We start from the raw sequence: 24,093 nt of genomic DNA on the forward strand, positions 1-24,093 counted from the left end.
CCTTCGATTTGCGCGCCATGACCCTGCATCGCCTTGCCCTGTCCGCCGCCCTCTGTATGTCTGCCGCATGGAGCCATGCCGCAGGCTTCAGCTTCATCGAGGTGCCGGCCGACAAGGACGGGCCGGCCTTGCGCGGCGCAGTGTGGACGCCTTGCGAGACGGCGCCCGGCGAAATCGCGTTCGGCCTGATCGCGATCTCGGCCACCAAGGATTGCCCCGTCGCCGGCACGGGGCTGCCGCTGGTGCTGATGTCGCACGGCTCGGGCGGCTCGTTCCTCGGGCACCACGACACGGCGGCGGCGCTGGCCGATGCGGGCTTCGTGGTCGCCGCCATCAACCACCCGAACGACAACTTCCAGGACATGGAACGCCGGGGCCATCTCTCGACATTTGCCGCTCGGCCTGTCGACATGCGGCGGGTGACGGATCACATGCTGAAGACGTGGCCCGGGCGCAGGAAGCTCGCTCCCGAACAGGTCGGCTTCTTCGGCTTCTCCCGCGGTGGCTACACCGGCCTCGTGGCGACGGGCGCAGTGCCCGACTTCAAACTCGGCCAGCGCTTCTGCACGCCGACCTCGAAGATTCCGTTCTGCGGCCAGATCCAGCGCCAGGAACTGCCGGCGCCCCCGGTGCGCGATGCGCGCATCAAGGCGGCGGTGATCGTCGATCCGTTGAGCTTCTTCGATGCCGAAGGGTTGAAGCAGGTCACGGTGCCCGTCCAGCTCTGGGCTTCCGCCCGGGGTGGCGACGGGGTCACGCTGGACGACGTCGAAGCGGTCCGCCGCAACCTGCCTCCAACGCCGGACTGGCACATGCCCGCGAACACCGCGCACTTCGCCTTCCTGGCACCCTGCGCGCCCGCCATGGCCAAGGCCTTGCCGGAGATCTGCAACGACGCCGGCGGCTTCGACCGCGTCGCCTTCCACGCCGACTTCAATGCCAAGGTGCTCGCCTTCTTCAGGCAGCACCTGACATCGAAGCCCTGACCTGTGACCTGACCTCAGCGCGTGCGCCGCTGGCCGGCGAGCCGCCGCACCACCGTCACCAGCCGATCGATCTCGTCGAAGGTGTTGTAGAACGCCAGCGAAGGCCGCACCGTCGTCTCGACGCCGAAGCGCCGCAGGATCGGCTGCGCACAGTGGTGTCCCGTGCGCACCGCAATGCCTTCGTCGTTGAGCGCGTGGCCCACCTCTTCGGTGGTGTAGCCGTCGAGCACGAAAGACATCACGCTCGCCTTGTCGGCCGCCGTGCCGATGAGCCGCACACCGGGAATCGCCCCGAGCTGCGCCATGCCGTACACCAGCAGGTCGTGCTCGTAGCGCGCGATGTTCTCGATGCCGACCTTGTTCACGTAGTCGATGGCTGCGCCCAGACCCACCGCATCGGCGATGTTGCCGGTGCCGGCCTCGAACTTGTTCGGGATCGGCTGGAACACGGTCTTCTCGAAGGTGACGTCGGCAATCATGTTGCCGCCGCCCTGCCATGGGGGCATGTCTTCGAGCACCTCGCGCTTGCCCCAGACCACGCCGATGCCCGTCGGGCCGAACACCTTGTGGCCGGAGAAGACGAAGAAGTCGGCACCGAGGTCCTGCACGTCGACCCGCATGTGCGAGACCGACTGCGCCCCATCGACCAGCGCCTTGGCGCCGGCACGGTGGGCCAGCTCGACGATCTCCTTCACCGGCACCACGGTGCCCAGCGCGTTCGAGACCTGCGTGACCGCGACGATCTTCGTGCGGTCGTTGAGCAGCTTGCGGTATTCGTCGAGCAGCACCTGGCCCGAGTCGTCCACCGGAATCACGCGCAGCTTCGCGCCCTTGGCGGCGGCCAGCTGCTGCCACGGCACGATGTTGGCGTGGTGCTCCAGGTTCGACACGATGATCTCGTCGCCCTCGCCCACGTGCTGGCCGCCCCAGCTCTTGGCCACGAGGTTGATGGCCTCGGTGGTGCCGCGCACGAAGATCACTTCTTCGACTTCGGGCGCGTTGATGAACTTGCGCACGCGCTCCCGTGCGCCTTCATAAGCGTCGGTTGCGCGCGCAGCCAGCTCATGCGCCGCGCGGTGGATGTTCGAGTTCTCGTGTGCGTAGAAGTGCGCGATGCGGTCGATGACCGACTGCGGCTTGTGCGTGGTCGCCGCGTTGTCGAACCACACGAGCTGCTTGCCGTTCACGCGCTCCTGCAGGATCGGGAAGTCGCGGCGCACGGCGTGCACGTCGAACGGCGGGTGCTGGCCGCTGCCGGCGAGCGGTACGGCATCGGGGCCGCGCGGATCGGGCTTGGCTGGTATGACGAAGCCGCTGGGCAGACGCACGGCATCGACGAAGTAGAACTGCGGCTTCTCACTCCCCTGCACCTGGGATTGGCTCCCTCGCCCCTCTGGGGAGAGGGTTGGGGTGAGGGGCTGCGGCGATGGAACGCCAGCAAGTGATTGAACACCCCTGCCCTCACCCCAGCCCTCTCCCGCACGCGGGAGAGGGGGCAAGACCTGCCCCGGCGGCGAAATGGCGGAGGTCGCACCGGCCGACGGATGGCCATGGCTCTCGCTCAGGAAGTAGAACGGCGAGGCCGCCGCCTGCGGCGCCACAGGCGCGCCGACTTGCTGCGGCACGCCCTGCACCACACCCCCCGAGCGCGGCTCGAAAGCCGGCGCCACGGACAGCACGTTGTCCGGTACACCATTGCCCGCCACCGCATGCGGCAGCAAGGCCGGCGCACGGTTCGCGAGCGAGGGCAGCTGGGTCGGCGATGCGGCCAGCACGTTGGCGCCCGGAATCTGCCCTTGCGGAATCGGCGTGCCCGGCACGCTCGGCCCGAAGCCGGCGGGACTCACCAGCGGCGAGCCCGGCGGTGCGATGTTGGCGGGAAACTGCGCGCCCGGCGGCGCGGAGAACATGGCGCTCGCCATGCGCGCGAGAACGGCCGGATCGAACGGCGCCTCGCCCGGGAACGGGGGTGTGCTGCTCACCGCGGCTTACTTGTAGGTGTCGGGATAGTCGTGGTACTTGCCGATCTCGACGTCGTCGAGCACGGCCAGCGCGTCGGTGGTCAGCACCGCGAGCGAGCAGTACAGCGAGATCAGGTACGACGCGATCGCATGGTTGTTGATGCCCATGAAGCGCACCGACAGCCCCGGGCTCTGCTCGCCCGACAGGCCCGGCTGGAACAGCCCCACCACGCCCTGGCGCTTGTCGCCCACGCGCAGCAGCAGGATCTTGCTCTTGCCGTCGGCCACCGGCACCTTGTTCGATGGAATCAGCGGAATGCCGCGCCAGGTGATGAACTGCGAACCGAACAGGCTCACGGTCGGCGGCGGCGTGCCGCGGCGCGTGGCTTCGCGGCCGAAGGCGGCGATGGCCAGCGGGTGCGTGAGGAAGAACGCGGGCTCCTTCCACACCTTGGTCAGCAGCTCGTCCAGGTCGTCGGGCGTGGGCGCGCCGGTCAGCGGAAAGATGCGCTGCTCTTCGCTCACCTGCGCCAGCAGGCCGTAGTCGGGGTTGTTGATGAGTTCGCTCTCCTGGTTCTCCTTGATCGTTTCGATCGTGAGACGCAGCTGCTCCTTGATCTGGTCGTGCGGGCTGCTGTACAGGTCGGAGATGCGGGTGTGCACGTCGAGCACGGTGCTCACGGCATTCAGATAGTGCTCGCGCGGGTTTTCTTCGTAGTCGACGAAGGTGCGCGGCAGCTGGTTCTCTTCTTCACGCGAGGTGCACGTGACCTTGATCGACTCGGGGTTCTTGACCTTGTTGACGCGGTAGATGCCTGCCTCCACCGGCACCCACTGCAGCAGGTGGGTCAGCCAGCGCGGGCTGATGGTTTCCAGCTGGGGAACGGTCTTGGTGGCGTTGGCTAGCTGGCGGGCGGCGTTGTCGCCAAGGGCGGTGGTACCACCGACTGTTGCACTCATGGATCAAGGCTCCGTGGGTTGAGAGAAAGAAGAAAACACTGTGGTCCCCAGTGTCCGGGGACCACGGGTTTCCCCTCAACAGGCTATAGCCGCCAAGTTGATCCGCCGTGCAAGGCGCGACTGCTCCAGTTGCTCGCAACGTGCGAGCAGGTTGACGATGTTGATGCCCAGTGCAGTGGCCAACTTCTGCGCTGTAACGATCGACGGAATCACACGCCCGCGCTCGATCTCGCCCACGTACGAGCGGTTCAGATCGGAACGCTCGGCCAGCTGCTCCTGCGACCAGCCCTGCCCTTCGCGCAGCTGGCGCACGGTGACACCGAAGTCTTCGACAAAAGCCTTCATACGCTGCCCGCCTTCGGTGCACTGTTGTTCTGCAGGCTGGCCTGCGTGACGCTGGCACCGGGCTTCACGTCGTCGGTGATCCACACGTTGCCGCCGATGACCGCACCCTTGCCCAGGGTCACGCGGCCCAGGATGGTGGCGCCCGCGTAGATGACCACGTCGTCCTCCACCATCGGGTGCCGCGGCAAACCCTTCTGCAGGTTGCCTTCGGCGTCGGTCGGGAAGCGCTTGGCACCGAGCGTGACGGCCTGGTACAGCCGCACGCGCTTGCCGATGACGGCCGTCTCACCGATCACGACACCCGTGCCGTGGTCGATGAAGAAGCCGGCGTCGATCGTCGCGCCCGGGTGGATGTCGATGCCGGTCTGCGCATGCGCCAGCTCGGCCACGATGCGCGCGAGCAGCGGCAGGTCGAGCTCGTAGAGCCGGTGCGCGAGGCGGTGATGGATCATCGCGAGCACGCCCGGGTAGCACAGCAGCACCTCGTCGACGCTGCGCGCGGCCGGGTCACCCTGGTAGGCAGCGAGCACATCGCTGTCGAGCAGCCGGCGCAGGCCCGGCAACGCGTTCGCGAACTGGCGCACCGCTTCGGTGGCCGACGCATCGATCTCGCTCGCGGGGCGCGGTGCCAGCCGTGCATTGAAGTTCAGCTCGAGCCGGGCCTGCACCAGCAGCGCCTGCAAGGCGGCATCGAGCGTGTGGCCGACATAGAAATCCTCGCTCTCGTGGCGCAGGTCCGGTGGGCCGAGCCGCATCGGAAAGAGCGCGCCCTTGAGCGATTCGACGATCTGCGTCAGCGCATCGCGCGACGGAAACTCGCGCGCCCCGGGCTCGCGCGAACGGCGCTGCGAATCGCGCCACTCGTCGCGCACCTCGTGCAGTGCGCGCACGATGTCGCTCACTTCAAATTGAGCCATGTGTTTTTCCTCCCCTGTGTGTCTGCGTTTTTCGGATTCAGTCCTGCACCCACGGCAGGCCATGAAAGCGCCAGCCGTCGGACCCGCCGCGGTGCTGCCCTGCATCGATCTCGCCCTCGAAGCCTTCGAGCACATTGAACACATGCAAGAAGCCGGCCTTCGCTGCCGCCTCGGCCGCCAGTGCCGAGCGCTTGCCGCTGCGGCACAGCAGCAGCACCACGGCCTCCTTGCCGCCGTCCTTGGCCAGCTTGGCTTCGAGTTCGCGCACGAAGCGCGGGTTGCGCGTGAGCGCGGTGCCGGTGGCCCACGCCACGTGCAGGCTCTCGGGCACATGGCCGACGAACTTGCGCTCTTCGCCGGAGCGCACGTCGACGAGCACGGCCTGGCCGTTCTGCACCAGTTGCCAGGCCACGGGGGGCGTCACGCCGCCGGCATAGGGCCAGCCGGCTTCGGCCGCTTGTGCCTTGGCCTGTTCGAGGGCGGGCGGCAAGGCGATGACATCTTCAACTTCCACGGACATGCGGTTCGGCTCCTGTTGTACGTTGGTCATTCCATCTTCCTTGATGGCGATAACCACCACTGTAGGAGTGCAACGACGAAGGTCAAACGACTCAAAAGTCGATTCTTAACAACCTTGTGATCTATGGAGTTCCGGGCATGGGTGCTTCGGGGCGCGCTCCCGCCGACGGGGCACCTTGCTTCGCGAATGTCCCCCGGCCTGCGGCCTCCTCCTTGATTTCGCTGCGCAAGGCACCCCATCAGCGTGATCGTTGTTCAGTGCGGTCATTGATCGGAGAGCACCAGCAGCGCGTCCTCGTGCGCAGGGCATCGGGTACTCCCCGCAGCGAAATCAAGGAGGAGCGAAGCGGGGGACATTCGCGGAGGGGAGTACCCGGTGTCCTGCGCACGCGCCCTGAAACAGCGTCTCGAGCACGCAGACGTGAAAAACCCCGGCACCAAGACAGCACCGGGGAATCGCAAAGCCCGAGGGTCCGTCAGAGCTTGGCGATCGAAACTTCGGTCGACTTCACGAGGGCGACCACGTCGGAGCCCACCTTCAGCTGCAGCTCGTCGACCGAGCGCGTGGTGATGACGGAGGTGACGATGCCCCAGGCGGTTTCGACATCGACTTCGGAGACGACGTCGCCGCGGATGATTTCGCGGACCTTGCCCTTGAACTGGTTGCGGACGTTGATGGCTTGGATGGACATGGTGATTTCTCTTTCAGGGTTGACAGGGGTTGTGAGTGAAAAAACGGCCGGCGTTCAGGCGATCTCGGCCACGTCGTCGAACGCCAGCCGGGGCCCACGTTCGAAGGTGCCGGCGTGGTCGGCCACGCCGAGGTTGACGAGAAAGTTCGCGCGATAGCGGCCGTCGGGGAAGAAGGCCTTGTCGACCAGGTCGGCGTTGAAGCCCGACTGCGGCCCCGCGTCGAGCCCGAGCGAGCGCGCCGCCAGGATCAGGTAGGCGCCTTGCAGGCTGCTGTTGCGGAAGGCCGTGGCCTGCGCGGCTTCGGCGCTCTTCTCGAAGAAGGGCTTGGCGTCGTAGGCGGGGAACTGCGTGGGCAGGTGCTCGTAGAAGCGCGTGTCGTGCGCAACGATCACCGTCACGCCGGCCTGCAGCGTCTGCGCGGTGTTGCCCGCCGACACGGCCGGCTTCAGCTTGGCCTTGGCCTCCTCGCTGCGCACGAACACATAGCGCGCGGGCTGGGCGTTGTAGGCGGTCGGCCCCCACTTCACGAGGTCATACAGCTGATGGATCAGGGCGTCGGTCACGGGCACCGGCTTGAAGGCGTGCACGGTGCGCGCCTTGCGGAACAGCTGGTCGAGCGCGGCGTCGGGAATGGCTTGCAGACTGGTCATATCCTGGAACGCTGTGTCAGTGCGACGCGGCGGCGAGTGCCTGGTCGAGGTCGGCAATCAGGTCGTCGATGTGCTCGATGCCCACCGACAGGCGCACCGTGTCTTCGGTGACGCCGGCCCGGGCCAGCTCTTCGGGCGACAGCTGCCGGTGCGTGGTCGATGCGGGGTGCGTGGCCAGCGAGCGCACGTCGCCGATGTTCACGAGGCGCGTGAAGAGCTTCAGCGCATCGAGGAACTTCGCGCCACCCTCGCGGCCCGCGCCGATGCCGAAGGTCAGCACGCCGCTCGAACGGCCGCCGAAGTACTTCTTCGCCAGCGCGTAGTCGGGATGGTCTTCGAGCGCGGCGTAGTTCACCCAGTTGACGGCCTTGCTTTGCTTCAAGTGCTGCGCCACCGCGAGCGCGTTGCTGCTGATGCGGTCCATGCGCAGTGCCAGCGTCTCGATGCCCTGCAGGATCAGGAAGGCGTTGAACGGCGAGATGGCCGCGCCCGTGTTGCGCAGCGGCACCACGCGCGCACGGCCGATATAGGCGGCCGGGCCCAGCGCCTCGGTGTAGACCACGCCGTGGTAGCTCACGTCGGGTTCGTTCAGGCGCTTGAAGCGCTGCTTGTGCTCGGCCCACGGGAACTTGCCCGAGTCGACGATGGCGCCACCGATGCTGGTGCCGTGGCCGCCGAGGTACTTGGTGAGCGAGTGCACCACGATGTCGGCACCGTGCTCGATGGGCCGGCTCAGGTACGGCGAGGGCACGGTGTTGTCGACGATGAGCGGCACGCCGTGGCGGTGCGCAATTTCGGCGATGGCCGCGATGTCGGTCACGTTGCCGGCTGGGTTGCCCAGCGATTCGACGAACACCGCCTTGGTCTTCTCGTCGAACAGCTTCTCGAAGCTGCTCGGGTCGCGGTGGTCCGCGAAGCGCGTGGTGATGCCGAACTGCGGCAGCGTGTGCGCGAACAGGTTGTAGGTGCCGCCGTAGAGCGCGGTGCTGCTGATGATGTTGTCACCGGCCTCGGCGATGGTCTGGATCGCGTAGGTCACGGCCGCCTGGCCCGAGGCCAGTGCCAGCGCGGCAATGCCGCCTTCGAGCGCGGCCACGCGCTGCTCCAGCACGTCCTGCGTCGGGTTGTTGATGCGCGTGTAGATGTTGCCCGGCACCTTCAGGTCGAACAGGTCCGCGCCATGCTGCGCGCTGTCGAAGGCGTAGGCCACGGTCTGGTAGATCGGCGGCGCCACGGCACGGGTGGTGGGCTCGGGCGAATAGCCGGCGTGGACCGACAGGGTTTCGAATTTCCAGTTCTGCGACATGCGACTGCCTTTCAAATGGGGAAGGAATGAAACGACTCAAATTGCCCAGCGCAAGGCATGGGCTTGAGGTGTGAGCCAGCTGGCATCGGTGCTTTCCACATCGGTCTCTTCGGACTTCTGCAGCACCCGGTCGAGGATTCGTTTCTCGATGGCGGCAAAGGCCGGATCGCCCTGCGAGCGCGGGCGGGCCAGCGCAATGTTTTCGTCGAGCGCGATGCGGCCGTCCTCGATGAGGATCACGCGATCAGCCAGCGCCACGGCTTCCTGCACGTCGTGCGTCACCAGCAGCGCGGTGAAGCGGTGGCGCTGCCACAGGTTCTCGATGAGGCGGTGCATCTCGATGCGCGTGAGCGCGTCGAGCGCGCCCAGCGGCTCGTCGAGCAGCAGCAGGCGCGGGTGGTGCACCAGCGCACGCGCCAGGGCCACACGCTGGCGCTGCCCGCCCGACAGGCGCGCCGGCCATTCGTTCTCGCGATCGGCCAGCCCGACATGTGCCAGCACTTCCTTGCCGCGCGCCTTGGCGTCGTTCGGCAGGCCCAGCGTCACGTTGTCGAGCACGCGGCGCCAGGGCAGGAGGCGCGCCTCCTGGAACATGATGCGCGTGTCGTCGTGCAGGCCGCTCACGGCCTTCCCGTCGGTGTACAGGCCACCGGAGCTGGCTTCTTCGAGGCCCGCGATGAGCCGCAGCAGCGTGCTCTTGCCGCAACCGCTGCGCCCGACGATGGCGATGAACTGGCCCGGCTCGATGGTGAGCTGCGTGTTGCGCAGCACCTCGCGCTCGCCATAGCGCTTGTGCAGGCCGCGCGCCTCGAGGCGCACGCCGCCGGCGATGGCGGGGGGTTGGATGTCTTTCAGAACGGCACTCATGAATTCAGGCCCCGGGGTTGAACAGCGCCACGTTCAGCGCATTGATTTTTCTGGGCAGCAGCTTCTCGGCGAAGAAGGCATCGGCGATGCGCTGCTGTTCGGCCAGGCCGCCGGCCGCCACGGGCCGCACCGCGTAGCTTCGGCGGCTGTTGGCCTGTTCGATGGTCGGGGCGTCGAGCCCCCACACGGGCGCGAGCAAGGCGGCCGCTTCCTTCGGGTTCTGCTTGACCCACTTGCCGGTTTTTTCCAACTCGGCGTAGACCACGCGCAGCACGTCGGGCCGCGCCTTCGCGAACTTGGTGCTTGCCAGGTAGTAGCGCTGGTACGACGCGATGCCCGTGCCGTCGGCCAGGATGCGCACCTTCGACTGGCGCTGAGCCGCCGCCAGGAACGGGTCCCACACGACCCAGGCGTCGATGGCGCCTTTCTCGAAGGCAGCACGGCCGTCCGCGGGCGTGAGGTACGCAGGCTCGATGTCCTTGAGCGACAGGCCGGCCTTCTCCAGTGCGGCGATCAGCAGGTAGTGCGCGCCAGCCGCCTTCGCGAAGCCGACCTTCTTGCCCTTGAGATCGGCGACGGTCTTGAGCGGTGAATCGTCGCGCACGACGATGGCCTGCGCGGCGGGCGATGGTGCCTCCTGCGCCAGAAAGGTCAGGTCGGCGCCCGCGGCCTGTGCGAACACGGGCACGGTGTCGGCCACGTCGGCGCTGATGTCGAGGTTGTCGAGGTTCAGCGCCTCCAAGAGCGGCAGGCCGCTGGTGAACTCGTGCCAGCTCAGCGTCACGTTGAGCGGCGCGAGATGCTTCTCGAGCGTGCCTTGCACCTTCAGCAGCGCAATCAGCGTGGACGACTTCTGATAGCCGAGCCGCACGGTGGCGGGGCGTTGCTGCTGCGCCAGCACGGCACCGGCGCTGAGCGCACCCAGCGTCGCAATGACGGTGCGGCGATTGATGAGGAGGTGGTTCATGTGCCCTGCCCTCACTTCGCCGACTTCTTCTGGTAGCCGGGGTGCCAGCGCAGCCACCACTGCTCCAGACCTCGTGCGAACAGGTCGGCCAGCTTGCCGAGCAGCGCGTACAGCAGGATGCCCACGAGCACGATGTCGGTCTGCAGGAACTCGCGGGCGTTCATCGTGAGGTAGCCGATGCCGGCCTGCGCCGAGATGGTCTCGGCCACGATGAGGATCACCCACATCAGGCCCAGCGAGAAGCGCAGGCCCACGAGGATCGACGACAGCGCGCCCGGCAGGATCACCTCGCGGTACAGCTGCCAGCGCGACAAGCCGTAGGTGCGCCCCATCTCGATGAGCTGCGGGTCGACGTTGCGGATGCCGTGGAAGGTGTTCAGGTAGATCGGGAAGAACACCGACACCGAGATCAGGAACAGCTTGGCCGATTCGTCGATGCCAAACCACAGGATCACGAGCGGAATCAGCGCCAGCGCCGGGATGTTGCGCACCATCTGGATGGTGGAGTCGAGCAGCGTCTCGAAGAACTTCACCGAGCCGGTCAGCAGGCCCAGCGCCAGCCCCGCACCGCCGCCGATGGCGAGCCCCGCGAGCGCACGGCCCGCGCTCACCTTCACGTGCGTCCAGAGCTCGCCGGACACGGTGAGCGCCCACGCGGCCTTGACCACGTCGACCGGCGCCGGCAGCACGCGCGTCGAGAGCCAGCCCAGTGACGAGGCGATCTGCCAGACGACGATCAGCCCCACGGGCACCAGCCACGGGATGAGCCGCTTCGCGACGTTGAGGCCGAAGCCTCGCAGCGCGCTGCCTGCGTCCCCTGCGGTGTTCGATGCCGGCGCCACCGCCGGCAGTTCCTGTACTTGTTCGGTCATGCGTGTCCTCAGCTTTGCGAGACGAGTCGGGAAGGCGCATCGAGGTTGGCGACGATTTCGCCGAAGGGGCCGCTCAGCGAGCCGCCCGCGAGTTGCGTCTTCGCCTTGCGCGAGAGCAGCGGAAACACCAGCTCGGCGAAGCGGTAGGCCTCTTCGAGGTGCGGGTAGCCCGAGAAAATGAACTTGTCGATGCCCAGCGCCGCGTACTCCTCGATGCGCGCCGCCACGGTCTTGGCATCGCCGACCAGCGCCGTGCCCGCGCCGCCGCGCACCAGGCCCACGCCGGCCCACAGGTTGGGCGCAATCTCCAGGTCGGCGCGCCCGCGCTTGGCGCCGCCGGCATGCAGCGCGGCCATGCGGCGCTGGCCTTCGGAGTCCATGCGCGCAAAGGCGGCCTGAGCGCGCGCGACGGTGTCGTCGTCGACGCGGCTGATGAGTTCTTCGGCGGCCTTCCAGGCGGCGTCTTCGGTCTCGCGCACGATCACGTGCAGGCGGATGCCGAACTGCACGGTGCGGCCCTGGCGTTCGGCGCGTGCGCGCACATCGGCGATCTTCTTCGCCACCTCCGCGGGCGGCTCGCCCCAGGTCAGGTAGGCATCGACCTGCTCGGCGGCCAGGTCGTGCGCCGCGGCCGACGAGCCGCCGAACCACACGGGCGGATGAGGCTTTTGCACCGGCGGAAACAACAGGCGCGCGCCCTTCACGCTCAGGTGCTTGCCTTCGTAGTCGTAGGTGCCGGTCTCGTGGCTGCGCGCAATGATCTCGCGCCAGATGCGGATGAACTCGGCCGATTGCTCGTAGCGCGCCGCATGGTCGAGGTACACCCCGTCGCCTTCCAGCTCGGCCTGGTCGCCGCCAGTGACGAGGTTCACGAGCAGTCGCCCGCCCGAGAGCCGGTCGAAGGTCGCAGCCATGCGCGCGGCCAGGCTGGGCTGGTGCAGGCCCGGGCGCACCGCCACCAGAAATTTGAGCTTCTTCGTCGCGCCGATCAGGCTGGACGCGATCACCCACGGGTCTTCGCAGGAGCGGCCGGTGGGAATCAACACGCCTTCGTAGCCGAGGTGGTCGGCTGCGCCGGCGATCTGTTGCAGGTACGGCAGGTCGACGGCGCGCGCGCCTTCGCTCGTGCCGAGGTAACGGCTGTCGCCGTGCGTGGGGAGGAACCAGAAGATCTGCATCGGGGACTCTCGATCGTTCGTTTGTTTGCTCAGATGGCAAGCAGGAAAGGAAAGCGGCGCGGCGCAGACACCACGCCCCAGGCACGCGCCGTGAGGGCGAGCACGCGCCCGGCGCGTTCGTGCAATGCAGTCGACAACACGGCGGTCATCACGCGATCCCCGCGCCGGCGGCTTCGAGCACGTTGATCTTTTTGGGAATCAGCTTGAGCGCGAAGAAGGTGTCGGCAATCTGCTGCTGCTCGGCCAGGATGGCCTTGGTGATCGGGCCGGTGCCGTAGGCGGTGCGGCCTTGCGACAGGTCGGCCACCGCCTTGGGCAGGCCCCAGATCGCCGACAGCTCGGTGGCCAGTTCGTTGCGGTGGGCGGCGCCCCACTGGTCGATCTTGTTGACCTCTTCGATCGCAACGGCCAGCACGTCGGCGTTTTTCGCCACGTAGTCGAGCGACGAGAAGTAGTAGGCGCGGTTGCCGACCACGCCCACGGCGTCGGCCAGGATGCGCGCGTCGAGCGACTGCTGCGCGGCGGCCAGGAACGGGTCCCAGATCACCCAGGCGTCGACCGAGCCCTTTTCGAAGGCGGCGCGCGCATCGGCGGGCGGCAGGTAGACCAGGTTCAGGTCGCTGTACGCCAGGCCGTGCTTCTCGAACAGCTTGACGATGAAGTAGTGGACGTTCGAGCCCTTGTTGAGCGCGATCTTCTTGCCCTTGAGGTCGGCCACGGTTTGAATGGCCGAGCTCTTGGGCACCAGCACCGCCTCGGTCTTCGGGCGCGGCACCGTGGCGCCCACGTAGGCCAGCGGCGCGCCGGCGGCCTGCGCGAAGATGGGCGGTGCTTCGCCGACGTCGCCGAAGTCGATCGAGCCGACGTTCAGAGCCTCGAGCTGCACCGGGCCGGCCGTGAACTCGGTCCACTTCACGGTGGCGCCCAGTGGCGCGAGCCGCTTCTCGAGCGTGCCGCGGGCCTTGAGCACACTCAGGTAGCCCTTCTGGTGACCGATGCGCAACTGGCGCGTGGGGCTCTGCGCCAAGGCGGCGAACGACGACGGCAGCGCGAGGGCGGCGGCCGCGCCCTGGAGCAGGCGGCGGCGGGGAATGGCAATGCGGGTCATGGAAAGTGATCCTTTGAAACTTCTCAGGGCTGGGCGGTGACGACCGCGTCGCCGACCTTGATGGGCTTGGGAATGAGCTTCAGCGCGTAGAAGGTGTCGGCGATCTGCTGCTGGTCGGCCGCAACGGCCGCGGTGATCGGCTTCACGTTGAACTCGTAGCGGCGCAGCGCCAGCTCGACCACGTCCACGGGCAGGCCCTGCAGCGGCGCGATCAGCTCGGCGGCCTGGCGCAGGTTCTTCTTGAGCCAGATGCCCTGCTCGACCGAATCGGCGAACAGCGCATCGATCACCTGCGGGTGTTTCTTCACGAAGCCGCGCTCGCCCAGGTAGAACTGGTAGTTGTTGACCACGCCGAAGGCACCACCCGTGCCGCCCGTGCCATCGGCCAGCACGCGGGCGCCGGTGGCTTTCTCGGCGGCGGCCTGGAACGGGTCCCAGATCACCCAGGCGTCGACGTTCTTGCTTTCGAAGGCGGCGCGGCCGTCGGCGGGCGCGAGGTACACGGGTTGGATGTCGGACAGCTTCAGGCCGTTCTTCTCGAGCTGCTTCACGAGCAGGTAGTGCACGTTGCTGCCCTTGTTGAGCGCGACCTTCTTGCCCTTGAGATCGGCCACCGAGGCGATGGGCGAATCCTTCGTGACCAGGATCGCCTCGGCGCGCGGCGCGGCCGGGTCGTAGCCGAAGTAGACGAACCTGGCACCCGCGGCCTGCGCAAAGATGGGCGGCGCTTCGCCGACATAGCCCACGTCGACCGCGCCGACGTTCAGCCCTTCGAGCAGCTGCGGTCCGGCCGGGAACTCGACCCACTTCACGCCGAAGCCCAGGGGCGACAGCTTTTTCTCGAGCGTGCCCTGCGCCTTCTGCAGCACGAACAGGCTGGCCGACTTCTGGTAGCCGATGCGCAGCTCGCCCTTGGGCTTGCCTTGCGCATGCGCCGAAGCGGCGGAGATGAAGCTCACGATGAGCGCGATGGCGGTGACGACGATGGCGCTGATGGCCAGGTCGCGCAGCGCCTGCCAGAAGGAGCGCGGCGCGACTTCGAACACGGAGTCTTCGGGAGCGACGGGGTTCATGCGGAATTCCTTGCTTGGTGCAAAAACGTGAGGCAAAGCGATCCCCCGGCCGCACACAGGCGGCTTCGAAAAACGGGGAACGGAAAGAGGTCTGGCCGGGGCCGGGTTCAGCGAGGAACCCGGTCGTCAAACGCTACATCGCACACGGGAAAAGGGCACCGGCTCGAAGCCGTGCGTGGCCGGCAGCTTCAAGCCTTCGGTCGCGAGCACCTCGACGGCCTCGTTCAGGCGCTCCGCCAGGTCATGGTGCACCTGGTAGGCGTTCTCGGGCGTCAGCGCGATCTGCGAATCGCTCGCGTAGACGCCCGGCAGGATGTGGCGCGCCGACAGCGACTGCAGCACGGGGCGCAGTGCGTAGTCGAGCGCGAGCATGTGGTGCGGGCTGCCGCCGGTGGCCAATGGCAGCACCGTCTTGCCCTTGAGCGCGTTCTGCGCGAGCAGGTCGAGAAAGACCTTCAGCACGCCGCTGTAGGCCGCCTTGTAGACCGGCGTGGCCACCACGATCACGCGGGCCGCCGCCACCTGGGCAATGGCACGCTCGATGGCCGGATGCGCCCACTCGGCCAGCAGCAGCGCTTGCGCCGGCAGCTCACGGATCGCGAGCCGCTCGATGCGCGCATGGCGTTGGGCCAGCCGCTCGCCCACCGCGTCGAGCAAGGCGGTGGAACGGGACGGGGCCGAAGGGCTGCCGGCAATCAGGAGAACGGACACGAGAAACTTTCGTTGGGCTTCAGGAGAAATTCAGGGCGAAGCGATCCCCGGCGCCCTTCCACGGGGTGCCACCAGCGATCGATTCCGGAACTGCTGCGCTTACTTCTGCTTGGGCGCGTAAATTTGATCGAAGGAGCCGCCGTCGGCGAAGTGCGCCTTGTCGGCCTTGGCCCAGCCACCGAAGGCTTCGTCGATGGTCACCAGCGTGAGCTTGGGGAACTGCTTGTCGTACTTGGCCTTGGCCTTGTCCGAGGTCGGGCGGTAGAAGTTGCGACCGGCGATGTCCTGGCCTTCGTCGGAGTACAGGTACTTCAGGTACTCCTCGGCCACGGCGCGCGTGCCCTTCTTGTCGACCACCTTGTCGACCACCGCCACGCTGGGCTCGGCCAGGATGGAGATGGACGGCACGACGATCTCGAACTTCTCGGGGCCGAATTCCTTCAGCGCCAGGAAGGCTTCGTTTTCCCAGGCCAGCAGCACGTCGCCCACGCCGCGTTGCACGAAGGTGATGGTCGAGCCGCGCGCGCCGGTGTCGAGCACGGGCACGTTCTTGTACAGGTTGCCGACGAATTCCTTGGCCTGCGCCTCGCCGCCGTACTTGCGCTTGGCGAATTCCCACGCGGCCAGGTAGTTCCAGCGGGCGCCGCCCGAGGTCTTGGGGTTGGGCGTGATCACCTGCACGCCGGGCTTGACCAGGTCGCTCCAGTCCTTCAGGCCCTTGGGGTTGCCCTTCTTCACCAGGAACACGATGGTCGAGGTGTAGGGAGCGGAGTTGTGCGGCAGGCGCTTTTGCCAGTCGGCCTTGACGAGGCCGCCATGCGTGGCCAGTGCGTCGATGTCGCCGCCGAGGGCCAGCGTGGCCACGTCGGAATCGATGCCGTCGATGATCGAGCGGGCCTGCTTGCCCGAGCCGCCGTGCGACTGCTTGATGCTCACGTCCTGGCCGGTCTTGGCCTTCCAGTACTTGGCGAAGGCCTGGTTGTAGTCCACGTACAGCTCGCGGGTCGGGTCGTACGACACGTTGAGCAGCGTCACCGGGCCCTTGGCACCCGCCGCGCCCTGCGAAAACGACGGCAATGCCGACAGGGCCAAGGCACCGGCCACGCCGGCACCCAGGGAAAGCTTGATAAAGTCGCGGCGAAGGCTCATGGTGTCTTGCTCTTAAAAAGGCATATCAATGAAGCTGCGTATTCTGAATACGACATATAGGAACTGGAACGACCAAGTTCTCAGTTCTAAATAGCCAAATCAACTAAGCACCCGCTTTCCCCCACAAGAGGCAATCAAATGGCACGCATGGTTCAGTGCATCAAGCTCGGCAAAGAGGCCGAAGGACTCGACTTTCCGCCGTACCCCGGCGACCTGGGCAAGCGCCTGTGGGAAAACGTCAGCAAGGAAGCCTGGGCCGCCTGGCTCAAGCAACAAACGATGCTGGTCAATGAAAACCGGCTGAATTTGGCCGACCTGCGCGCCCGCCAGTACCTGGCACGCCAGATGGAAAAGCACTTCTTCGGCGAAGGCGCCGACGTGGCGCAAGGCTACGTTCCCCCTCCTGCAGCCTGAATTCGGCGTGGCCGCCGACGGCACTCCGCTCGGCGCGCGCTCCGGCGACACCTCCCCCCTCGACAACGACACACCGGCGCTTTCGCGCCGTGTGTTTCTGGACGGCTGCGGCCTGCCCGCCGCCTGGTCCGGGCGTCCGCAATGGCGGATTCTCGAAACCAGCTTCGGGCTGGGCCTTCATTTCCTGACAACCTGGCAGGCCTGGCGCACTGACCCGCACCGGCCGCGCCTGTTGCATTACGTTGCGGTCGACGCCCATCCGGCGCTGGCCGGCGATCTGCTGCGCGCGGCCGAAGCTTCGCCTGACCTGGCGCCGCTCGCCCGGGAACTGGCCGCTCAATGGCACGGCCTGCTGCCGGGCTTCCACCGGTTGGCCTTCGACGACGGCCGCGTGCTGCTCACGCTGTGCGTCGGCGAGCTGCAGCCGATGCTGCGCGCCCAGCGTTTCGAGGCCGACAGCCTCTTTCTCGACGGCTTCGACCCCGCGACCGCCTTGCCCGACACGCTCAAGGCAGTGTCGCGCTTCGCCCGCCAGGGCACCGGCCTCGCGGCCCGCACCGACGACGACGGGGTGCGTCATGCGCTGGCGCGGAACGGTTTCCAGCTCGACCCGCACACCGGCAGCCTGCGCGGCGCGTTCGCGCCCGCCTGGACCGTGCGACGCCGCCAGCCGGCGCGAGAAGGCGTCGACGCGCCCGGCCATTGCGCGGTGATCGGCGCCGGGCTCGCGGGTGCTGCGGTCGCGGCCAGCCTTGCGCGGCGCGGCTGGCGGGTCACCGTGCTCGATGCGGCCGACGCGCCGGCCGCGGGCGCCTCGGGCCTACCGGTCGGGCTGCTGGCGCCGCATGTGTCGTCCGACGACGCCTTGCTGTCGCGGCTCACGCGCGCCGGCATTCGCGCGACCTGGACCGAACTGACGCAACGGCTCGAAAACGGTTGCGACTGGGGCGCCCACGGGTCACTCGAACGCCGGCCCGACGGCGACGTGCGCGTACCGCCCGGCTGGAGCGCGGACGGGCCGAACGAATCGTGGCCTGCACAGCCCGACCGGCTCGCGGCGGCCGGCCTGCCGCCTGACACGCCGGCGCTCTGGCATGCGCGCGCGGCCTGGGTGCGTCCGCACCGGCTGATCGCCGCGTGGCTGAGCCAACCGGGCATCGAGTTCCGTGGCAACTGCCACGTGGCGCGCCTCGCACGATCGGACGGCAGCTGGCAGCTGCTCGACGACGCCGGCATCCTGCTCACCGAAGCCGACCGCGTCGTCGTGGCCGCAGGCTTCGAATCGCACCACTTCGCGCCCGACCTGCCGCTGCAACCCGTGCGCGGCCAGGTCGCCTGGGGCCGGGCGGACGGCACCGCCCTGCCCGTCACGCCCATCAACGGCGACGGCCACCTGATCGCCGGCGTGCCCGATGGCGAGGCGCCGCAGCCGCTCTGGCTGATCGGTGCCACCTTCGACCGCGACAGCACTGACCTCGCCCCCACCGATGCCGACCGCCTCATCAACCGCGACCGGCTCACGCGCCTGCATCCCGGCGCCGCCGCAGTGCTGGCGCCCGCCTTCGCGCAGGGAGAAACCCACACCTGGGTCGGCGTGCGCTGCGCCTCGGGCGACCGGCGACCGCTGGTTGGCCCGCTGGCACCGGGCGCCGACGACGGTCTCTGGGCCTGCACCGCACTCGGTTCGCGCGGCCTGAGCTTCGCCACGCTGTGCGCCGAGCTGCTAGCGGCGCAATGGCACGGCGAACCGCTGCCCTTGCCTCAGACGCTCGCCAAGGCGCTGGGCACGCAGCGGCTCTGGCCCGGTTCGGACTGACCCGCTCCCCATCGTCACGCGCGCACCGCACAATGCACGATGGCCATCCAGTACGACATCACCCACACCACCGTCTACCGCTACAACAAGCCGGTCACCTTCGGCTTGCACCGCGTGATGTTCCGTCCGCGTGACAGCCACGACCTGCGCGTGCTCGCTACCGACCTGCAGGTGAGCCCGCAGGCCCTCACGCGGCTCATTCAAGACCCGTACTCGAACTCCGTCGCGCTGGTGCAGCCGCTGGGCGAAGCGACCGAGCTGCGCATCGTGTGCTCCTTCACCATCGAGCACGTGCCGCCGTCGCAGCGCGACCTGCTCACGCTCGACCCGTCGGCCGAGTTCCTGCCCTTTGCCTACTCGGTGGAAGAACGGCTGGACCTGGAGCACTACCTGCGCCCGTACCACGACGACGACGCCAACGGCACGCTGATCCGCTGGGCCCACCAGTTCCTGCACACCGACCAGCCCAACAGCACGCGCGACGTGCTCACGCGCATGAACGCGCACATCGGCCAGAGCTTTCAATACAAGGCGCGCGACGAGGAAGGCACACAGACGCCGCTCGAAACGCTGGCGCTGGGCAGCGGCAGTTGCCGCGACTACGCACTGCTGATGATGGAAGCCACGCGCCGCCTCGGCATCGCGACGCGTTTCGTCTCGGGCTACCTCTACGACGCCGCGCTCGACAACGACACCGCGCTGCAGGCGCCCGGTGAATCGGTCACCGGTGCCGGCACCACCCACGCGTGGCTGCAGGCCTACCTGCCGGGCGCAGGCTGGCTGGCCTTCGACCCGACCAACAACCTCATGGGCAGCGGCCAGCTGATCCGCGTGGGCGTGGCGCGCGACCCCGCGCTGGCGGCGCCCATCTCGGGCAGCTGGTACGGCGACGCCGAGGCCTACGAAGGCCTCGAGGCCACGGTGGTCGTGAAGCGCCGCAAGGGCAGCTGAGCGCCCTTTTCCTTTTCAGGTTCGACTTACTACTTCGGCTGCGCCGCGCGGTAGGCCTTCACCGCCGGCACGGCCGTGGCCGCGCTGTCGGCAAAGAAGCCGTCGATGCCCACATCGAGGAACGCCTTGATCTCACCGGCGGTGTCGCCGTACACGATCGGATCGTTCTTCGGCGCCTTCTTCAGGCTGTCGGGCAAAAAGTTGTTCTCGGGGCGCACGGTGAAGATGTGGACCAGCAGCTTCTTGTCGTGCGCGTCTTTCACGAGCGTGGTCGGCGTGCCGAGCTTGCCGTCGACCACGGGGATCACGCGCGCCTTGGCCGGGCCGATGCCGTTCGCATAGGTCGCAATCTCGGCCAGGCCTTCGGGCTTCACGAGGTCGGCGTAGGTGCGCTTGTCGTTCAGCGCCACCAAGTCATACGGCGCGCCCTGCCCGTCGATGAGCTGGACGATCTTCACCGTGCTCTTCAGGCGGATGTCCTTGAGGTTGCCGGTTTCGAAGGACTGCACGAACACCGGCGCGTCGGCCTTGTCGAGGTCGTAGGTGTGCAGCGTGTCGAGCAGCTTCTTCTCGAGCGGCAGGCCGATCGAACGGAAATACGTCGGGTGCTTGGTCTCCGGGTAGATGCCGATCACGCGGCCCTTGATCACCGACTGCGCCTTGGCGAGCTGGATCACCTCGTCGAGCGTGGGCACCTGGAGCTGGTCGAAAGACACGTTGGCCGGGCGCAGCGCCGGAATGCGTTCGCGCGCCTTCAGCTCCTTGAGCTCGGCCAGCGTGAAGTCTTCGGTGAACCAGCCGGTAACTTCGCGGCCGTCGATGGTTTTCTTGGCCTTGCGATCCGCGAACTTGGGCACTTCGGCCACGTTCGTGGTCGCTTCGAGCACCTTGCCGTCGGCATCGACGATGGCGATGGCGTTCTCATGGCGCGCGACCAGCTCGCCGTCCTTGGTGGGCACGAGGTCGGGCTCGATGAAGTCGGCACCGTCGTCGATGGCCTGCTGGTACGAGGCCAGCGTGTGCTCGGGCCGCAACGCAGGCGAGCCGCGGTGGCCGATGACGAGCACGGGGGCAGCCTCGGCCGGGGCGGGCGCAGGCGCTGGGGCCGGTGCCGGGGGCGAGACCGGTGCGATGGGCCACATCGGCACGCCACCGCCGCCATTGCCGCCACCGCAAGCAGCCATGAATGCGCAGGCACAGGCCGCGAGGGCCGTGCGCGAGAAATTGAACATTTGCATTGAAATCCTCCCCTTTTGTATCCATCGAAATGGATGCGCCATCGTTCCGCCGTCAACGTGACAAACGGCAGGCGCGCCGGATCATCAAGGGGGGATATGTCGGTCGCGTGACATGGGAGCAGATGTCACGCGGCAGCGCGCTCAACCGCGCGCAGCCAGCTTCGCTTCGAGTTCGGCGATGCGCGCTCTCGCCTCGTCGCCTTCAGGAATCGGCCGGCCGCTGTCGCGCCACTGCACCGCGCTCTTGAAGCCTTCGGCCTCGGCCTGGCGGCGAAACCACATGCCTTCAGGGTTGTGGCGCGTGATGCCGTCGAACACGGTGGCGAACATCTGGGTCTGCTCCAGCCCCATCGAATGCCAGACCTGGTTGACCACCATCTTGTGCATCATGAGGTGCGAACTCGGCACGCCCGCGATGCGCTGCGCGAGCGCCAGCGTGGCCTCGTCGAGCTGCGCCGCCGGCACCGCGAAGTTGGCCAGCCCCCAGTCGGCCGCCTGTGTGCCGGTGATGGTGTCGCCCGTGAACATGAGCTGCTTGGCGCGCAGCGCGCCGAGGCGGTAGGTCCACATCGCGGTGGTCGGGCAGCCCCACACGCGCGTGGGCATGTAGCCGATGCGCGCGTCGTCGGCCATGGTGAGCAGGTCGCAGCACAGCGCGATGTCGCTGCCACCCGCCACCGCGTAACCGTGCACCTTGGCGATGGTCGGCTTGCGGCAGCGCCACAGCGACATGAAGTCTTCGGTGTTGCGCTTCATGGCGGCGTAGTCGAGCATCGGGTCCCACGGCGTTTTCTCTTGCCGGCAGGGATGGTCGCCCTGGCCTTCGCGGCCGTGGCCCTCGGCGTAGTCGCCCAGGTCGTAACCGGCGCAGAAGGCGCGGCCCGCGCCCTCGACCACGATCACGTGCACCTCGTCGTCGGCCTCGGCCCATTCGACCGCGCGGCGGATGTCGGTCGGCGTGCTGTCGCCGATGGCGTTGAGCTTCTCGGGGCGGTTGAGCACGAGGCGTGCGATGCGCGGGTGCTGCGGGTCCTTGTCGATCAGGACGGTCTCGAAAGCGGGCATGGTCGGAGGTCTCCTTCGGTTCTTTTGGGGGGATGCCGCTTCGCTTGTAGCATCGCCCGCCGCCCGCTGGCAAACCCGCCGACCGCCGGGTTCAGCGCCTTCAGCGCCCTGTAGCGCCCCCGAGCCGGAACAGAAACACCGCGCCCTTGCCCGCCTGCGGCACGAGCCGGATGTCGCTGCCGTGCAGCTGCAGGATGCGCTGCACGATCATCAGCCCCAGCCCGCCGCCGCGCGTGCCGCCATCGGCAAAGGCCGGCCGCGTGAACAGGCCCTTCTGCAGCTCGCCGGGAATGCCGGGCCCGGTGTCGCTCACCTGCACCGCCACGCCGGCCTCTGACGGGCGCAGGCGCACCTCGATCTCGCCGCCAGCCGGTGTGTGGCGGATGGCGTTGTCCAGCAGGTTGGTCAGCACGCGCTCGATCATGCCAAGGTCGGCCGACACCACGGGCAGGTTCGGCGCGATGTCGGGCTTGAGCTGCTGGCGCCGCGCCTCGGCCGCGAGTTCGAACTTCTGGAACACGTCCTGCACGAGGTCGGCGAGCGCGAAGTTTTCTTTCTCGGGCTTGACCACGCCGTACTCGAGCCGCGCCAGCTCGAACACTTCCTGCGCAAGCCGGCCGACCTTGCGGCTCTGGCCGAGCGCAATCTCCAGGTAGCGGCGGCGCTCTTCCTCGCTGAGCGTGCCGGCCTTGAGCAGCAGCGTCTCGAGGTAGCCATGCAGCGAAGTGAGCGGCGTGCGCAGGTCATGCGAGATGTTGGCGAAGAGTTCGCGGCGCTGCCGGTCCTGCAGACTCAGTTCGCGCCATTGCTCGGCGATGCGGCGCGTCATCTGCTCGAAGGCCTGCTGCAGCTGCGCGATCTCGTCGTCGGCGCGGCGCGGCGGCGCGGGCATGGGCGCCTCACGCTCCAGCGCCTCGATGCCCTCGGCTTCGAAGCGGCGCACCGCCGCCGTCAACTCGCGCAGCGGCCGGGTGATGAGGCGGAACGCCACCAGCCCGGCGATGAGCCCCAGCAGCGCCACCAAGGCCATCGACCACAGCGTGGTGCGCAGCACGGTATCGGCCGAGAAGTTGGCGGCCAGCGCGTCGTGGTCTTCGCCTTGCAGCACCACGTACACATAGCCGGCGTCGCGCCCGCCCATGCGCAGCGGCGCGGCGCTGAAGACCTTGGTGCCGTCGGGGCTGCGCGGGTCGTCGCCCGCAAGGGGCAGCCGCTCACCGGCCAGCAGCTGGCGGATGGGGCCGAGCGCCACCTTGTCGCGCTTGAGGTGGCCCGGCGGCGCGGCCTGGGCCTCGATGCGGCCGTCGAGCCCCAGCACATAGACCTCGACGCTGGGGTTGACGGTCATGAGTTTGTCGAACAGGTCTTTCACCGCCACCGGGTCGAGGCCGCCGGGCTTCATGAGTTCGGTGTTCTGCGCGATGTGGGCCGCGAGCCCGAGCGACAGCCGCTGCGTCACCTCTTGGGCGTGCTGCGCGCCGGCGCGCATCTGCAGCCACGCCGAGGCGCCGCAGCAGGCCAGCAGCAGCACCGCAAACGCGATCGACAGCCGCCGCGAGAGCGTGGCCCAGGCCATCATGGCGTGTCGCCCTTCGGCGCGGCATCGTCCGCCGCGAGCTTGTAGCCGCGCCCCCACACCGTGAGGATGCGCCGCGGCGCGGCCGGATCAGCCTCGACCTTGGTGCGCAGCCGGTTGATGTGCGTGTTGACCGTGTGCTCGTAGCCGTCGTGCTGGTAGCCCCAGACCTGGTTGAGCAGGTCGAGCCGCGAGAACACCTTGCCAGGGTGGCGCGCGAAGAAGTACAGCAGGTCGAACTCGCGCGGCGTGAGCTCGATCGGCTTGCCGTCGACGCGCACTTCGCGCGCCAGCGGCTCGATGTCGAGGTTGCCCAGCGTGAGGCTGCCCGAATCGAGCCGGGCGTTGCGCGCCAGCGCGTCGGTTCGCCGCAGCAGCGCCTTCACGCGCGCCACCAGCTCCAGCACCGAGAAGGGCTTGGCCAGGTAGTCGTCGGCGCCGAGTTCGAGCCCGAGGATGCGGTGCACTTCGCTGGACCGTGCGCTCACGATGATGATGGGCGTGTAGCGCGCCATGGCGCGGGCGCGGCGGCAGATTTCGAGGCCGTCGATGCCGGGCAGCATGAGATCGAGCACCAGCGCGTCCCACTGGCCGCGCTCCAGTGCGCGCAGGCCGGCATTGCCGTCGGCGGCGTGCTCGACCGCATAGCCCTCGTCGCGCAGGTGCATGCGCAGCAGTTCGGCAATGTGGGCGTCGTCTTCGACGATCAGCACGCGTTTGGCGGTGTCCATGGCCGCGATTGTCCCGCGAGACGGGCCCCGGAGTTATCAC

At 67.9% G+C, this 24,093-nt stretch carries 24 protein-coding genes; 4 read left to right on the forward strand and 20 right to left on the reverse strand.

The features are described 5' to 3' along the window. Positions 1-56: 56 nt before the first annotated feature. On the forward strand, positions 57-986 hold the full coding sequence (locus tag CLU95_RS01125) for an alpha/beta hydrolase family protein (RefSeq protein ID WP_257214501.1): 930 nt from the start codon (positions 57-59) through the stop codon (positions 984-986). A gap of 14 nt (positions 987-1,000) precedes the next feature. Here the strand turns inward: CLU95_RS01125 and CLU95_RS01130 are convergent, their stop codons facing one another. From CLU95_RS01130 to CLU95_RS01205, 16 genes are all read right to left on the reverse strand, one after another. Further along, complete coding sequence (locus CLU95_RS01130; RefSeq protein WP_099789592.1) at positions 1,001-2,908, reverse strand: family 2A encapsulin nanocompartment cargo protein cysteine desulfurase; 1,908 nt, start codon at positions 2,906-2,908, stop codon at positions 1,001-1,003. Positions 2,909-2,974: 66 nt separating this feature from the next. Further along, positions 2,975-3,907 carry a family 2A encapsulin nanocompartment shell protein gene (locus CLU95_RS01135; protein ID WP_042579703.1) on the reverse strand — a complete coding sequence of 311 codons (933 nt, stop codon included), beginning with the start codon at positions 3,905-3,907 and terminating at the stop codon, positions 2,975-2,977. Between the two features lie 75 nt (positions 3,908-3,982). Continuing rightward, a complete protein-coding gene (locus CLU95_RS01140; protein ID WP_099789595.1) occupies positions 3,983-4,252 on the reverse strand; it encodes a helix-turn-helix domain-containing protein in 270 nt (89 codons plus the stop codon). Further along, a complete protein-coding gene (gene epsC, locus CLU95_RS01145) occupies positions 4,249-5,169 on the reverse strand; it encodes a serine O-acetyltransferase EpsC (RefSeq protein ID WP_099789598.1) in 921 nt (306 codons plus the stop codon). Before epsC ends, CLU95_RS01140 begins: the two co-directional genes overlap by 4 nt. A gap of 37 nt (positions 5,170-5,206) precedes the next feature. Continuing rightward, the gene (locus CLU95_RS01150) at positions 5,207-5,689 is read right to left on the reverse strand and encodes a rhodanese-like domain-containing protein (protein ID WP_099797058.1); all 483 of its coding nucleotides are present in this window, start codon (positions 5,687-5,689) and stop codon (positions 5,207-5,209) included. Positions 5,690-6,164: 475 nt separating this feature from the next. After that, the gene (locus CLU95_RS01155; RefSeq protein WP_007829250.1) at positions 6,165-6,380 is read right to left on the reverse strand and encodes a TOBE domain-containing protein; all 216 of its coding nucleotides are present in this window, start codon (positions 6,378-6,380) and stop codon (positions 6,165-6,167) included. Between the two features lie 54 nt (positions 6,381-6,434). Beyond that, positions 6,435-7,031 carry a malonic semialdehyde reductase gene (locus tag CLU95_RS01160; protein WP_099789601.1) on the reverse strand — a complete coding sequence of 199 codons (597 nt, stop codon included), beginning with the start codon at positions 7,029-7,031 and terminating at the stop codon, positions 6,435-6,437. A 16-nt stretch (positions 7,032-7,047) separates the two neighbouring features. Continuing rightward, the gene (locus tag CLU95_RS01165) at positions 7,048-8,337 is read right to left on the reverse strand and encodes an O-acetylhomoserine aminocarboxypropyltransferase/cysteine synthase family protein (RefSeq protein WP_099789604.1); all 1,290 of its coding nucleotides are present in this window, start codon (positions 8,335-8,337) and stop codon (positions 7,048-7,050) included. 36 nt (positions 8,338-8,373) lie between these two features. Continuing rightward, positions 8,374-9,204, reverse strand: coding sequence for an ATP-binding cassette domain-containing protein (locus tag CLU95_RS01170; protein ID WP_099789607.1), 831 nt, complete (start codon positions 9,202-9,204; stop codon positions 8,374-8,376). Between the two features lie 4 nt (positions 9,205-9,208). Continuing rightward, entirely contained in the window at positions 9,209-10,171 is a 963-nt protein-coding gene (locus tag CLU95_RS01175) for an aliphatic sulfonate ABC transporter substrate-binding protein (protein ID WP_099789610.1), read from the reverse strand. An 11-nt stretch (positions 10,172-10,182) separates the two neighbouring features. Next, positions 10,183-11,043, reverse strand: coding sequence for an aliphatic sulfonate ABC transporter permease SsuC (ssuC, locus tag CLU95_RS01180; protein ID WP_099789612.1), 861 nt, complete (start codon positions 11,041-11,043; stop codon positions 10,183-10,185). An 8-nt stretch (positions 11,044-11,051) separates the two neighbouring features. Beyond that, entirely contained in the window at positions 11,052-12,221 is a 1,170-nt protein-coding gene (gene ssuD, locus CLU95_RS01185) for an FMNH2-dependent alkanesulfonate monooxygenase (protein WP_099789615.1), read from the reverse strand. Between the two features lie 148 nt (positions 12,222-12,369). Next, positions 12,370-13,329 (reverse strand): sulfonate ABC transporter substrate-binding protein, encoded by a 960-nt coding sequence (locus CLU95_RS01190; RefSeq protein WP_099789618.1) that lies wholly within the window; start codon positions 13,327-13,329, stop codon positions 12,370-12,372. A 23-nt stretch (positions 13,330-13,352) separates the two neighbouring features. Then, positions 13,353-14,402 carry a sulfonate ABC transporter substrate-binding protein gene (locus CLU95_RS01195; RefSeq protein WP_099789620.1) on the reverse strand — a complete coding sequence of 350 codons (1,050 nt, stop codon included), beginning with the start codon at positions 14,400-14,402 and terminating at the stop codon, positions 13,353-13,355. Between the two features lie 126 nt (positions 14,403-14,528). Continuing rightward, a complete protein-coding gene (ssuE, locus tag CLU95_RS01200; protein WP_099789623.1) occupies positions 14,529-15,113 on the reverse strand; it encodes an NADPH-dependent FMN reductase in 585 nt (194 codons plus the stop codon). Between the two features lie 99 nt (positions 15,114-15,212). Beyond that, complete coding sequence (locus CLU95_RS01205; protein WP_099789625.1) at positions 15,213-16,262, reverse strand: sulfate ABC transporter substrate-binding protein; 1,050 nt, start codon at positions 16,260-16,262, stop codon at positions 15,213-15,215. A 138-nt stretch (positions 16,263-16,400) separates the two neighbouring features. Between CLU95_RS01205 and CLU95_RS01210 the strand changes: the two genes are divergently transcribed. The 3 genes from CLU95_RS01210 to CLU95_RS01220 are packed head-to-tail and all read left to right on the forward strand — an operon-like array spanning position 16,401 to position 19,443. Beyond that, positions 16,401-16,676 carry an oxidative damage protection protein gene (locus tag CLU95_RS01210; protein ID WP_013541095.1) on the forward strand — a complete coding sequence of 92 codons (276 nt, stop codon included), beginning with the start codon at positions 16,401-16,403 and terminating at the stop codon, positions 16,674-16,676. Between the two features lie 7 nt (positions 16,677-16,683). Continuing rightward, complete coding sequence (gene mnmC / locus CLU95_RS01215) at positions 16,684-18,492, forward strand: FAD-dependent 5-carboxymethylaminomethyl-2-thiouridine(34) oxidoreductase MnmC (protein ID WP_257214502.1); 1,809 nt, start codon at positions 16,684-16,686, stop codon at positions 18,490-18,492. Between the two features lie 39 nt (positions 18,493-18,531). Continuing rightward, positions 18,532-19,443 carry a transglutaminase family protein gene (locus CLU95_RS01220; protein WP_099789631.1) on the forward strand — a complete coding sequence of 304 codons (912 nt, stop codon included), beginning with the start codon at positions 18,532-18,534 and terminating at the stop codon, positions 19,441-19,443. 29 nt (positions 19,444-19,472) lie between these two features. Here the strand turns inward: CLU95_RS01220 and CLU95_RS01225 are convergent, their stop codons facing one another. The 4 genes from CLU95_RS01225 to CLU95_RS01240 all read right to left on the reverse strand — a co-directional run bounded on the left by CLU95_RS01225 (position 19,473) and on the right by CLU95_RS01240 (position 24,053). Next, the gene (locus CLU95_RS01225; protein ID WP_373667979.1) at positions 19,473-20,681 is read right to left on the reverse strand and encodes a glycerophosphodiester phosphodiesterase; all 1,209 of its coding nucleotides are present in this window, start codon (positions 20,679-20,681) and stop codon (positions 19,473-19,475) included. A 141-nt stretch (positions 20,682-20,822) separates the two neighbouring features. Further along, positions 20,823-21,746 (reverse strand): crotonase/enoyl-CoA hydratase family protein, encoded by a 924-nt coding sequence (locus tag CLU95_RS01230; RefSeq protein WP_095948677.1) that lies wholly within the window; start codon positions 21,744-21,746, stop codon positions 20,823-20,825. A 100-nt stretch (positions 21,747-21,846) separates the two neighbouring features. Further along, a complete protein-coding gene (locus CLU95_RS01235) occupies positions 21,847-23,322 on the reverse strand; it encodes a sensor histidine kinase (protein ID WP_099797060.1) in 1,476 nt (491 codons plus the stop codon). Beyond that, positions 23,322-24,053 carry a response regulator transcription factor gene (locus tag CLU95_RS01240; RefSeq protein WP_099789634.1) on the reverse strand — a complete coding sequence of 244 codons (732 nt, stop codon included), beginning with the start codon at positions 24,051-24,053 and terminating at the stop codon, positions 23,322-23,324. The genes CLU95_RS01235 and CLU95_RS01240 overlap by 1 nt, the downstream gene beginning before the upstream one ends. Between the last annotated feature and the right edge of the window lie 40 nt (positions 24,054-24,093).

Origin of the sequence: Variovorax sp. 54 (assembly GCF_002754375.1) — a bacterium.
Taxonomy (GTDB): Bacteria; Pseudomonadota; Gammaproteobacteria; order Burkholderiales; family Burkholderiaceae_C; genus Variovorax.